General features: G+C 66.7%; 14 protein-coding genes and 2 pseudogenes. 5 read left to right on the top strand and 11 right to left on the bottom strand.

The window, feature by feature from the left end; translation table 11 throughout:
- Window positions 1–114 precede the first annotated feature (114 nt).
- The 4 genes and pseudogenes from ABIB45_RS10885 to ABIB45_RS22595 form a co-directional block, all read left to right on the top strand.
- Window positions 115–999 carry an alpha/beta fold hydrolase gene (locus ABIB45_RS10885; RefSeq protein WP_354215873.1) on the top strand — a complete coding sequence of 295 codons (885 nt, stop codon included), beginning with the start codon at window positions 115–117 and terminating at the stop codon, window positions 997–999.
- A 38-nt stretch (window positions 1000–1037) separates the two neighbouring features.
- Window positions 1038–1901: an alpha/beta fold hydrolase gene (locus tag ABIB45_RS10890; RefSeq protein WP_502914528.1), complete on the top strand. Its 864-nt coding sequence runs from the start codon at window positions 1038–1040 to the stop codon at window positions 1899–1901.
- A 34-nt stretch (window positions 1902–1935) separates the two neighbouring features.
- Window positions 1936–2766: an alpha/beta fold hydrolase gene (locus ABIB45_RS10895; protein WP_354215875.1), complete on the top strand. Its 831-nt coding sequence runs from the start codon at window positions 1936–1938 to the stop codon at window positions 2764–2766.
- A gap of 36 nt (window positions 2767–2802) precedes the next feature.
- Window positions 2803–3189 (top strand): annotated as a pseudogene (locus ABIB45_RS22595) (DUF8805 domain-containing protein); the annotation flags it as partial.
- A 207-nt stretch (window positions 3190–3396) separates the two neighbouring features.
- Here the strand turns inward: ABIB45_RS22595 and ABIB45_RS10900 are convergent.
- Together ABIB45_RS10900 and ABIB45_RS10905 are read right to left on the bottom strand one after the other, a co-directional pair.
- Window positions 3397–3543: pseudogene (locus ABIB45_RS10900) on the bottom strand (peptidase C56); the annotation flags it as partial.
- 68 nt (window positions 3544–3611) lie between these two features.
- A complete protein-coding gene (locus ABIB45_RS10905) occupies window positions 3612–4232 on the bottom strand; it encodes a TetR/AcrR family transcriptional regulator (protein ID WP_354215876.1) in 621 nt (206 codons plus the stop codon).
- 128 nt (window positions 4233–4360) lie between these two features.
- Between ABIB45_RS10905 and ABIB45_RS10910 the strand changes: the two genes are divergently transcribed.
- A complete protein-coding gene (locus tag ABIB45_RS10910) occupies window positions 4361–4642 on the top strand; it encodes a hypothetical protein (protein ID WP_354215877.1) in 282 nt (93 codons plus the stop codon).
- A 78-nt stretch (window positions 4643–4720) separates the two neighbouring features.
- Here ABIB45_RS10910 and ABIB45_RS10915 read toward each other — a convergent pair whose 3' ends face one another.
- Genes ABIB45_RS10915 through folE form a run of 9 tightly spaced genes read right to left on the bottom strand, consistent with a single transcriptional unit; the run spans window position 4721 to window position 11697 of the window.
- Entirely contained in the window at window positions 4721–5650 is a 930-nt protein-coding gene (locus ABIB45_RS10915) for a 4-phosphopantoate--beta-alanine ligase (protein ID WP_354215878.1), read from the bottom strand.
- 1 nt (window position 5651) lies between these two features.
- Window positions 5652–6542 carry a Rossmann-like and DUF2520 domain-containing protein gene (locus tag ABIB45_RS10920; RefSeq protein ID WP_354215879.1) on the bottom strand — a complete coding sequence of 297 codons (891 nt, stop codon included), beginning with the start codon at window positions 6540–6542 and terminating at the stop codon, window positions 5652–5654.
- Window positions 6535–8148 (bottom strand): PH domain-containing protein, encoded by a 1614-nt coding sequence (locus ABIB45_RS10925; protein WP_354215880.1) that lies wholly within the window; start codon window positions 8146–8148, stop codon window positions 6535–6537. Before ABIB45_RS10925 ends, ABIB45_RS10920 begins: the two co-directional genes overlap by 8 nt.
- The gene (locus ABIB45_RS10930) at window positions 8145–8657 is read right to left on the bottom strand and encodes a PH domain-containing protein (protein WP_354215881.1); all 513 of its coding nucleotides are present in this window, start codon (window positions 8655–8657) and stop codon (window positions 8145–8147) included. The genes ABIB45_RS10925 and ABIB45_RS10930 overlap by 4 nt, the downstream gene beginning before the upstream one ends.
- Window positions 8638–9171 (bottom strand): DUF3180 domain-containing protein, encoded by a 534-nt coding sequence (locus ABIB45_RS10935; protein WP_354215882.1) that lies wholly within the window; start codon window positions 9169–9171, stop codon window positions 8638–8640. The genes ABIB45_RS10930 and ABIB45_RS10935 overlap by 20 nt, the downstream gene beginning before the upstream one ends.
- Window positions 9172–9173: 2 nt before the next feature.
- Window positions 9174–9710, bottom strand: a complete 537-nt coding sequence (folK, locus tag ABIB45_RS10940) for a 2-amino-4-hydroxy-6-hydroxymethyldihydropteridine diphosphokinase (RefSeq protein ID WP_354215883.1) — start codon at window positions 9708–9710, stop codon at window positions 9174–9176.
- Window positions 9707–10108: a dihydroneopterin aldolase gene (folB, locus tag ABIB45_RS10945; protein ID WP_354215884.1), complete on the bottom strand. Its 402-nt coding sequence runs from the start codon at window positions 10106–10108 to the stop codon at window positions 9707–9709. The genes folK and folB overlap by 4 nt, the downstream gene beginning before the upstream one ends.
- Before the next feature lie 13 nt (window positions 10109–10121).
- Window positions 10122–11042 carry a dihydropteroate synthase gene (gene folP, locus ABIB45_RS10950; RefSeq protein WP_354215885.1) on the bottom strand — a complete coding sequence of 307 codons (921 nt, stop codon included), beginning with the start codon at window positions 11040–11042 and terminating at the stop codon, window positions 10122–10124.
- Between the two features lie 10 nt (window positions 11043–11052).
- Window positions 11053–11697 (bottom strand): GTP cyclohydrolase I FolE, encoded by a 645-nt coding sequence (gene folE / locus ABIB45_RS10955; RefSeq protein WP_354215886.1) that lies wholly within the window; start codon window positions 11695–11697, stop codon window positions 11053–11055.
- Between the last annotated feature and the right edge of the window lie 6 nt (window positions 11698–11703).

The raw sequence follows: 11703 nt of genomic DNA on the forward strand, positions 1-11703 counted from the left end.
GCGCCCAGTCCACCCTTCCACCCGAGTTTTTGTCCAGATAATGCCCCCAGATGGCCCCCGGACGTGGATTATCTGGACAAAAACTCCGAGGGGAGGTGGGCATAGACTCGGGCTGTGGAGTCCTGGAAACTTGAAACGTCGGACGGCGGCCACATCGAGGGGCACTCGTTCCTCACCCCTGCGGAACAGGAGCCGACGACGGCGGGTCGTCCCGGCGTCGTACTTGTCCACGGCACTTTGGTCACCGACGCCCTCTACCGCCCTTTTGCGCGGAAGCTCAGCGTCCTGCTGGGGCGCCCGGTGCACTGCTACAACCGGCGTGGCCGGGCCGGGTCCTCGCCGCAGCCAGCCGGCTACTCGGCGGAAACTGAGGTCAGCGACCTCGGTGCGGTCATGCACGAAACGGGCTCTAGGGATGTTGTTGCGCACAGCTACGGCGGCTTCGTGGCGCTGCAGGCCGCCCGGACCCTGCCGATCGGCCGGCTGGTGACTTACGACGCCGCGGTGTCACTGTCCGGAAACCTCAGTCACCGCTGGCGGCCCGAGCTTGAGGACGCCGTCACGGCGGGCCAGCTCAATCATGCCTGGGCACACCTGGTCCAGGGCCTGGGCACAGCCGGCCCGCTGTCCTACCTGCCGTTGGGCGCGCTGCGCATGCTGAGCATCCTGTCCGCCAGGACCAATCTGGGGACAGAGATGCGGCAACTTTTGCCCACCGCCGTCAAGGAAATGCGCGCCGTGATCGACGCCGGTGCCGAACTAAGTGATTTCACCGCCCTCACCTCACCCATCCTGATGCTCAGCGGCGGCTGGAGCCCGGCGTACTTCGCCGAAACGGGCCGGCAACTCGCCGCTGCGGTCCCGTCCATCGACTTCCGGGTGGTCCCGGGACAGCTGCATGAGGGACCCATCCGGCCCGGCAAAGGGCTGGCTGTGCGGATTGCCCGGTTCATCAACGCCAGCGACGGCCAGGCCCGGTCGCTGGGGCGGCGGCGGTAACGCGCATCGCCGGCGGGGCGCAGCGGCACCCACCTAGGATGGGAACCGTGAAAGAACAGGAAGTCCCCACGCACGACGGCGGCAGGCTGGCCCTATACAGCTACGGCACCGAGGATGCCCCGGGAGAGCGCCGGGTGGTGGTGATTGGCGGAGCTTTCCTCACGGCGCTGATCTACCGGCCGTTCTCGATGGCATTGGCCAAGGGCCTGGGCGAGGGGTGGGCCGTGGACGTCTATGACCGGCGCGGACGCGGCAAGTCCACGGAACAGCCTGCCGGCTACTCGATGGCTACGGAGATCGCCGATGTCCGTACGATCATGGATGCCACTGGCGCGCGCAACCTCCTGGGCCACAGCCTCGGGGGTTCGGTGGCCCTGAATGCCGTCCAGGAATCCGTGGGAACGCCGCACGAGCCGGACAAACTGGCGGTTTACGACGCGGCTGTGAACATCGACGGCAGCATCGATACGTCGTGGTTGGAGGCCTTTGAGGCCGCGGTCAATGCCGGCAACTTGGGCCACGCCATGGCGCGGTTAAAGAAGGGCATGCAGCCGGCCACCGCGTTGTCGAAAGTCCCCGAACCGGTCCTCGCAGGGCTGATGGCGGTGGTCTCCCGGACCAAGGTTAACAGGCTGGCACTGGAGCTGATGCCCACGGGGGTGGGCGAGCTGAGAGCCGCCTACGACGAAGCCGAGCACGCTCGGGACTTCACCGTCCTGCCCGCCAACACGCACTTCATGGCGGGCGGTAAAAGCCCGCGCTACTACAAGGTCACTGCCCAGCGCCTGCATGCGGCCGTCCCCGGCAGCACGTTCGAGCTCTCGCCGAAGGGATTTCACGGCTCCGTTCCGGCCGCAGTGAAGGAACTGGTCACGGACATCGCCGAGTACTTCACCGGCTGAGACATTCCGCAGGTTGCTCGACTAGGCTCGGATGATGACGCGCGAGACAATCACGACCCCCGACGGCGGCACTCTGGAGCTCTTCACCACGGGTTCGGAACTGGCGTCTGCCGGCTCCGGCGTGGTGGTGGTGCCCGCCTCCATGGTGACGGCGGCCGATTACACCCGGTTTGCGCAGAAACTCAGCGCCGCTCTGGGCCGGCCGGTGCACACGTTCAACCGCCGCGGCCGGGGTACATCCTCGCCGCAGGCTGGGGATTACACCCTCGATGCGGACATCCGGGACTTGGACGCCGTCATGAAGCACACGTCCAGCACTGACGTGTTTGGCCACAGCTTCGGCGGCGCGGTGGCCCTGCACGCGGCGCGCACACTCCCCGTGGAGCGGTTGGCCGTTTACGACCCCGCCGTGTCCGTAAACCACAGCGTCAAGGCCGACTGGACTACGGAATATGAGCGCGCCACTGCCGCCGGAGACGATGACCGAGCTTTGGCCGTCCTGACCAAGGGCCTGGAAACGGGCGCCTTCTCCCGGATGCCGCTGTCCATGCTGACCATCGCCAACAAGCTCACCGCCGGCACCCACCTGGGCAAGCAGATGCGGGACATGATGCGCACCGGTGTCCGGGAGATCAAGGCGATCATCGCCGCGGACATGCCTGCCGAACCGTTCCTGGAGTTGCCGCTGGAAACCCTGATCGTGGTGGGTGAGAAGAGCCCGGCCTACTTTGGTGTGGCGTGCGGCCAGATCCACGACGTCCTCTCCGGCTCCAGCTACACCATCCTGCAGGGCTCCGGGCACGACGGCGTCCTCCGCGCCCCGGACAAGCTCATCACCGAGCTGAGCGAGTTCTTCGCCGGCTGACCTCCACCAAAGCAACGCGGGGTCACTAAACGCCCAATGCGGTGGTCCGGACGGGCGCTCAGTGACCCCGCGTTGCGTCGGCGAAACCCCGATACTTTGGCAATTGTGAACATCCGGATCCTCCTCGGCGCAGCAGCTGCTGCCGCGGCATCCCTGGCGGGCTGGGTGAGCCTTCACATAGCAAAGGCTCTGGTCACCCCGCCGGGCCGGCATCGCGAACGAATCAGGATTGTGGATTCCGGCGACGGCACTGTCACGCTTCGTGCCGACCGCGACACCTTGGCTGCCGGCGTCTTCAGCCTCTTCTGGGGCCAACACTCTGGCCATGCCCGCATCGGCCAGGTGTTATTCAGCGACACGAAGACCGGCACAGTCACCCGCCGGGTGGAGGCGATCTTCGCAGGCCAGCTTGCGCCGGATACTTCGGGGTACGTGTCCGGATACGTCTACCCGGGCCCTGCAGCAGCTGGTCTGCCTTTCGACGACATCACCCTCCCAGGGCCTGCGCCGGCCTGGTTCGTTCCCGGCGCCGACCCCGGTTCCTGGGTTATCCACATCCATGGCCTCGGCGGACGCCGGGCCACCGGACTTCGCACGGCGCCGTTCTTCCACCGGCACGGGTTCACCCACCTGCAGACGCCCGCCTGCGAGAGCCACCAGAGTTGCTTCGCCGCCGGCATCCTTGACCGCCTGCCACGGGCTGGCGAGTTCAATCTGCTCCACGCCGTCCGTCAACAGGAAAGCGACCTTCTTGCCTGCGATGTTGTGTTCTGACATTCTAAGCAAGCAGACTAACTGGCAATGCCTCGAGACGGCACCGAGGGACGCATGAAGCGCGCCGCCGCTCAGCCGCTGTGGTGCTCGATCAGCCAGCCGGCCATCTGCTGGGCGCGTTTCGCCGCAAGCGTGTCACCTTCGGAGGCGGAGACGATGGACCCCTTCATGAGGATGTGCCAGGATCTGGCGAAATCCTCCGGGCGGTCCAGACCGGCCTGCTCGGCGAGGGCCTGCACGTGCCCCCGGATCCTTGACAGGTAATCAATGCTGGCGAGGCCCAGCGGGTGCGCCGGACCCATTTCAAGCAGGATGTTAATGAAGGAGCAGGCTTCAAAGTCGTCCTGGCGGAACCATTCACCAAAAACGTCGAAGATGGCCAGCAACTGATCCTTGGGCGTGGTGCCACGGAGCTTCGCCTGGGCAACAATGGCATCCACGGTCCACAGTTGGTCGCGCTGCTCGAGGAACGCCAGGACGAGCGAATCCTTGGACGGGAAGTGCCGGTAGAACGTTGCCTTGGCCACGCCCGAGCGTTCAATGAGTTCATTAACGCCAACGTCGCGGACCCCACGGCGAGAAAAAAGATCGTAGGCCACGGCCAGGATCCGCTCGTGGGAATCGGCACGACGGCCCGCCAGCGCTGCGTGGTCATCCGCAGGCGGCAGTGTGGTTTCTCCATCGCGATTCATCGTGATATTAGTTTACCTCGGGTACAGACAGACCGGTCTTACTCACTGTATTGTCTTTACAAACGAAAGTGCTTTTGACGCCGACAGGCCCCTTCCAGGACCTTTCGGTCTGGTGCAAGGAGGCCCCAATGTCAGCAGAGCGAACGTTCGAGTTTATCCCATGCAACGACCCCGACCCGTGGATTGAAACCACCGCGGCGTCAGCCGAGGTACGGCAGTTCGCCCGTGAGTCCCTTCGCTGGCAGGCACAGGAAATCATCGATGAAGTGCTCAACGGAACGGAACCCGGCGAAGAGCTGGCCAGGGCCAGGCTCCGCCGTTGCGTGGCCCAGAACCCCGGCCGTCCCGAACGTGCACTCCTCCAGCAGTTGATGCTCAACCGGGCACCAATGGGCGAATCAACGTTATAGGATGCCCGCACTGGCCACGATGACTCAGCGCCGCGCGCAATCAAGCCGGGGACCCGCCCAAATGTACCCGCATGGGAATCAGGCACTGAGCGGCGCATTGTCGATCAGGCGGACCGGTCCCACCCTGGCCGCGATGAGCGCCAGGCCCTCGCCTCGGAAGGGCACTTTCCGGCAGTTTTCGGCGAGCGGTTCGAGGGTCATTGGATCCACCACGTCGAAGTAATCCAGTTCCACCAGCGGCTGTGAGGCGACCAGGGCCTGGGCCGCGTCGAGGTCGAGGGGTTCATGGGCATTGGCATGCGCCTCAAGAAGCCGCAGCGCCCGCGACAGCACCAAGGCTGCTTCTCGCTCGCCGTCGGACAGAAAGCGGTTGCGGCTGGACAACGCGAGCCCTTCCGCGGACCGCTTCGTAGGCACGGCAACAATCTCGACCGGGAAGTTCAGGTCCGACACCATACGGCGAACCAGCGCCAACTGCTGGGCATCCTTTTGGCCAAAGTACGCACGGTAGGCGGGCAGTCCGGCGCCGCCGCCCGTGACGAACGCGCCGGCGGGCGGGAGGCCTGCACCGGGCAGCCCGTAATGCAGCAACTTGGCAACCACGGTGAGGGCGCCGTCGAAATGCCCGGGGCGGGACGCGCCTTCCCATTTCTCCCCCAAGGAGCCGGCGGTCACGCGCACCAAAGGCTCGCCGCCGGGGTAGACCTCGTCCACCGACGGCGCGAAAACCAGGTCCACACCTTGTTCTTCGAGCAGGCCGACATCGGCTTCGAGCGTCCGGGGATAGCGGTCCAGGTCCACCGCGTCGCCAAATTGCAACGGGTTCACAAAGATGGAGGCCACCACAACGTCGTTCTGTTCAACGGCGGTCCGCGCCAGCGCGGCATGCCCGTCATGGAGGGCTCCCATGGTGGGCACGAGGCCCTGGGACCTGCCCCCTCGTTCGGCCAGCAGCACGGCACTCGCCGCCCGCAGTTCCGCCGCTGTTCGCACCACTTGCGCAACCATGTCAGTCTCCTTCTTCCAAGGCCGCACGGATGGCGCCCAGTTTGTCGGTTTTAAGTAGCCCCCGGCTCTCCGCCCGCCGGGCAGTGGCACGGGCCATGGCCAGGTACGCCTCAAGCACATCCCCGTGCGCCCCGGCGTCGTACTCCCGCAACGCCTCGGCGTGGGCTGCCACGGTTCCCACGTCGCCGCGGGCCACCGGCCCGGTCAGCGCCGCTTCACCGGAGGCCAGTGCGTTCTCCAGCGTGGCCCGCAGCAGCGGCCCCAACATGCGGCCCGGCTCGTCCACGCCCACGTCCCGCAGCAGTTGCGAAGCCTGCGCCACGAGTGTGACCAGGTGGTTCGAGCCATGGGCCAGGGCCGTGTGGTACAGCGTCCGGTCCGCCTCGGCGATGGCCACGGGCTCGGCCCCCATCTCCACCACCAGGGCCTGGGCGATGGGGAGCATCGCGGCGTCCGCGGTCACCCCGAACGTGCAGTCAAGCAGTCTGGTCAGGTCCAGGCTCATGCCTGTGAAGGTCATGGCCGGATGCAGGGCCAGGGGGATCGCTCCGGCGGCCCGCACCGGGCGAAGCACACCCACCCCGAACCGGCCTGAAGTATGGGCCACCAGCTGTCCGGGCTGCCACGCTCCGAGCTTGGCCAGGCCGTCCACCAGGGTGGCCAGGGCGTCGTCCGGCACGGCCAGGAGCACCAATTCGGCGCGCTCCACAATGTCCTGGATCTCCAGCACGGGCACGCCGGGCAGCAGTGCTTCTGCGCGTTCGCGGCTGGTTTCGGACACTGCGGAAACCCCGACGACGGCGTGCTCGGCCGCGCGGAGAGCGGCACCGAGGACCGCGCCCACCTTTCCGGCACTGATGATTCCGACGCCGAGGCGTCCGGGCTTAGCCATGGTTCGGGCCTTCCTGTTGAAGAGCGGTTTCGACGGGCTCACCCGCCGGGGCTTGAGTGGGCTCGACCACCGGGGATGGAGCAGGTTCACCCACCGGGGATGGAGCAGGTTCACCCACCGGATCCTGGACGGGCTCACCCGCCAGCGTGGGGGCCACCTGCACCAGCCACTGTTCGCTGGCCTGCCGCTTGCGGGCCAGCCGCGCCCGGGCGGACTGTTCGTCAAAGAGAGCCCGGGCCTGGTCCACCCCAGCCTGGGTCAGCCGCGGAGAAACCGGCCCCGCTGTGGTGTGGAGGACCAGGTCCGCCAAGCCGAACCGCCGGGCGAGCGGGCCCTGGTGCAGGGCCATGGACTGGGTGCGCTGATGCGGAACCATCACCAGCTGGCGCCACCACCGGCCCGAGCGGATCAGCAAGGCCGTATCAGTGCTGGCGAAACCGTTGCGCCGCCAGCCGAACGGCGCCAGGGGGCGGCCGCGGCGCGGCGTGGTGACAAAACCGCCGTCGGAATCCACCCCGCTGAGCCCCGCCGCGAAGGTGCGCCCGGACTCCGAGGTACCGGGTTCCGGGAGCACCAGCGCGATCATGCTCATCACGTCGGGGAGTTTGCCCACGGGCAGCAGCGTGGTCCGTGGCGCCGCCTCACCGTTACTGCCCACGGCACCGTACCCGGCCACGTTGACCTGGATCCGGTACCAGCCGAAGACCCGCCACAGCGGCGACTGGGTCACTTTCAGCGCCTGGATCCTGCCGGGCGGGAGCGTCTGCGCCTGGGTGTCCAGGAGCCCGTAGCGAAGCCGGATCCCTTCCGGCGAAATGGCCGCGGTGAAATTGTAGCCCTTGTTGAAGGATCCCCAGTAGCTCGCAGCCAGGCCCAGCGCCGCGGGAATCAGGTAGAAATAGAACCCGCGGTTCTCGGTTACCGCGGACAGGATCACGGAGACCACGCCGCCGAGCACCACAAAGAAGCTCTGCTCGCTGAGCAGCAGCGAACCGACCAGCCGCGACGGCGGCACGGACAGCACCAGATGTTGGGGCGCCTCGGGCGGGGCCTCCTGGGGCCGGGCCGGGTCCGGGACCACACCGGCAGCACGCGCCAGGATGGTGGCCCGGAGCTGCTTGGCATCGTCCATCCGCAGGAAGGCGAGCGTGACGGCCGACTCGCCGGCGTCGGCCACCTCAAACTTGAGTTCTGCCAGGCCGAAGATCCTGGCCAGCAGGGGCTGGACAATGTCGATGGCCTGCACGCGGTCCAGCCGGGCCTGCCGCTGCTGCCGGAAGATGAAGCCCGAGTTCACCCTGACGTACCCCCCGGACACCTGGTACTTGGTGAAATACCACGTCAGAATAAAGCCCAGCACAGTAATCACCAGCACTATGCCACCGCCGGCCACCAGCCACGGCGCCCGGCCCGCGAAATCCTCTTCGACCAGGGGCCTTCCCTGCAGCATCCGTTCGAAGATGTCCCGCCCGAAGAAGACGCCGATGGCGGCCAGCGCCACCCAGCCCCGCACAAAAGGCGACGCCGGGTGCACACGCAGCCACTGGCCGTCGGGCGCTGCGATTGGCGCACCGGGCGCACCTCGCTCCGGAACGTCAGCAGTCACAGCCCTGCCAGCCTGGCTTCGCCCCGGGCGGCGAGCTGTTCGCGCAGGCGCGCCCCCTCCTCTGCGGCCAGGCCGGGAATGGTGGCATTTGTCCCGGGTGCGGCGGTGTGGAGTTTGAGCGTGCACAGGCCCAGCCCGCGTTCCACCGGACCAACACCAATGTCAACGTACTGCATCCGGCCGTAAGGCACGGCCATGGTCCGCTGGAAGAAGATGCCGCCACGGATCAACAGGTCATCGTCCCGTTCCGCGTAGCCGATGGCACGGACCTGGCGCGGGATGAGCAGCAGCCGCCACACAGCAAGCACCAGCAGAGCGGCCGGCACCACGATGGCCAGCCACAGCGGCGGCCACTTCCACCAGCCTAGAAGGACAAAAACCAGGGGCAGGCACAGGACCAGCACGGCCAGGACATTTCCGATTGCCCACTCCACCAACCGCACCGTGACGTACTTCGGCGACACCCGCTGCCACGTGATACCCGCTGGATCAATCGCCCCGGTAGGCATACTCGCCTTCCCCTGCGACTTCCCCGTGTACCCCGTGGCCGGGTTTCCCGTCGCCGGGCGCCGCATCGCTGTCTTCGGGTGGGATCCTGCAGAACCTCTCCACCAGCAGGCCCACCACAATCATCACCAGCCCGCCGGCGGCTACCGCGATTGCCACCCACGTGAGGCCCTGGTCGCTGCGGAGGTTCCAGATCCGCAACTGGTCCAGGAAAATCCCAACGTGCCAGCCGAGCAGGACAGTGCCCGCGTACGCGCATGCCTGTGCGAGGACCAAGGTCCTGGCTGCCAGGATCGGGTCAAGCGCTTTCTTGCGCTTGGTGCTGTTGCGCCACTGCAGGACGCGGATGCCAAGAACCAGGGTGATCACAACGATGACAGACATGGTGGCCAAAGCCGTAGCAGGCAGAACAGGCGTAGCCATACTGTAACGGGTTGTCACTACAGTGGCTGACCAGCCGGCCACTGTAGTGACCAGGCCGATCAGCAGGAGGCGGACAGGGTTGATGGGCTTCATTGCTATTCAACCGTACCGGCGGTGGGGAGGCCGTCGTAGTTCCCGAAGCCGTCGAAGGGGACGATGTCCGCAAAGTCCGCGGCGCGGGCGGCCAGCTCAGCGATCCGTTCGCCGCCCAGCGTGGCCGCCGGCTCGATCAGGGACCACGGATACAGGACAAAGGCGCGCTCCGCGGCCAGCGGGTGCGGCAGGGTCAGGTCCGGATCCCCGCTGGTAACGTCGCCGTAGGTGATGATGTCGACGTCGAGCGTTCGCGGACCCCAGTGCACCTCCCGTACGCGGAGATGCTTGTTCTCTACCGCCTGGCAGTGCTTCAGGAGCTCTGCCGGGGACAGGATGGTGTCCACTGTCAGGACCATATTCAGGAAGTCGGGCTGGCCAGCCGGGCCGCCGACGGCTTTGGTCTGCACCACTGGGGAGACTGCCAGCAGGCGAACCTCCGGCGGGTCCACGAGGTCTGCGACCGCCTCGGCCAGGGTGTCGTTCCGTTCGCCCAGGTTGCTGCCAAGTGCCAGGACCGCTTTAGTGTAGCCGGTCATGGCCGGCGCTCCTCTTGCCACGCCTCGTGTCGGGCGCTGTTTGCCCGGTCCCGGTGCACACTGACGGCCACATCCCCGAAGGGCACCTCGATGGGCGCCTTGGGTTTGTGGACAGTGATGTCCACGGCGTGGACAGCGAATTCGGCGAGGAGGCCATCGGCGATCCGGACGGCCAGGGCCTCGATCAGGTTCAGGGGCTCCCCCGTGATCCAGTCCTTGATCCGTTCAGCCACTTCACCGTAATGCGCCGTGTCCCGGACGTCGTCGGATTCCGCGGCTTTGGCAAAGTCCAGGTGCAGGACAGCATCCACCACGAATGGCTGGCCCTCACGGCGCTCAAATTCGAACACGCCGTGATGGCCGACGGCGGTGACGCCGCTCAGCGTAATCCTGTCCATGGGTCTCCCGGCCCTAGTGTTCGGTGCGGGTGGCCGCCACACGCGAGGCGACCTTAACAGCGTCAAGGCTCGGACCGACGTCGTGCACGCGGACAGCCCAGGCGCCGCGGAAGGCGCTGATGGCGGTGATGGCCGCGGTGGCGGCGTCCCTTTCCTCCGGGGCGGCGGACTTGCCGGCCACGGTCAGCAGGGTACCCAGAAAGCGCTTGCGTGATGCTGCCACAAGGACCCTGTGCCCTAGGCTGTCCAGCTGGCCCAGGTTCTGCAGGAGCTCCCAGTTCTGGGCGTCGTTCTTGGCGAAGCCCAGGCCCGGGTCAACGATGATCTGCTCCGGGCTCACACCGGCGGCGTAGAGTTTGTCCCGCACGCCCGCCAGCTCGGCAACCACTTCGCCGGCAACGTCCTGGTATTCGGCCAGGGCATTCATGGTACGGGCGTCGCCGCGGCGGTGGGTGAGAACGTAGGGCGCCTTGGATGTGGCCACCAGCTCTGCCATCTCGGGTTCCATGGTGAGTCCGGAGACGTCGTTGATGATGGCGGCGCCGGCCTTCAGCGCGGCCGCAGCCGTAGACGCGTGGGTGGTGTCGATGGAAACCAGGGCACCGGCCTTAACCAGGCCCTCGATGACGGGAACTACCCGGCGCTGTTCCTCCTCGGGGCTGACATCCTCAGCGCCGGGGCGCGTCGACTCGCCGCCGACGTCGATGATGTCCGCCCCCGCATAGAACATCCGCAAGCCGGCTGCAATGGCGGTGTCCGCCGTTGCGTGCTTGCCGCCGTCGCTGAAGGAGTCCGGGGTGACATTCAAGATGCCCATGACCAGGGTGCGGCCGGTGGGCAGGTCTGCGAACTTCGCGGCCGTGCGCGCTTTACGCAGGATGGGCAGCGGAGATGTTGCGGGCCCGGTTCCCGGGGCTGCAGCTAGTGAGTCCATGGTCTGATAATTACCTTCCGAGGATGAGGCTCATGGCCTCGGCGCGGGTGGCCGGGTCATGGAGCTGCCCGCGTACCGCACTGGTGACGGTCTTCGCTCCGGGCTTGCGGACACCGCGCATGGACATGCACATGTGTTCGCATTCAACAACAACGATCGCGCCACGCGGCTTAAGGTGGCTGACCATTGCTTCAACGATCTGGGTGGTGAGCCGCTCCTGCACCTGGGGGCGCCGGGCGTAGATGTCCACGAGCCGTGCCAGCTTGCTGAGGCCGGTCACTTTGCCTTCGTGCGAGGGTATGTAGCCCACGTGCGCCACTCCATGGAACGGCACCAGGTGGTGCTCGCATGTGGAGTAGAACGGGATGTCCTTGACCAGGACCAGTTCTTCGTGGTCCAGGTCGAAGGTGGTGGACAGGACGTCGGCGGGGTCGTGGTGCAGCCCGGCGAACACCTCGGCGTACGCCTTGGCCACCCGCCTGGGGGTGTCCACCAGCCCGCCGCGGTCCGGGTCTTCACCGATGGCCAGCAGGATCTCGCGGACGGCAGCTTCAATCCGCGGCCGGTCCACTTTCTCGTGCTTTTTGTGGTGGGATCCGTCCTCCTCCGGGTGACCGGCGGAGGCGGGGGCGTCATCGTCGTCGAAGTGATTCACAGTAGA

It is taken from the genome of Arthrobacter sp. UYCo732 (assembly GCF_040547265.1).
Lineage (GTDB): Bacteria > Actinomycetota > Actinomycetes > Actinomycetales > Micrococcaceae > Arthrobacter.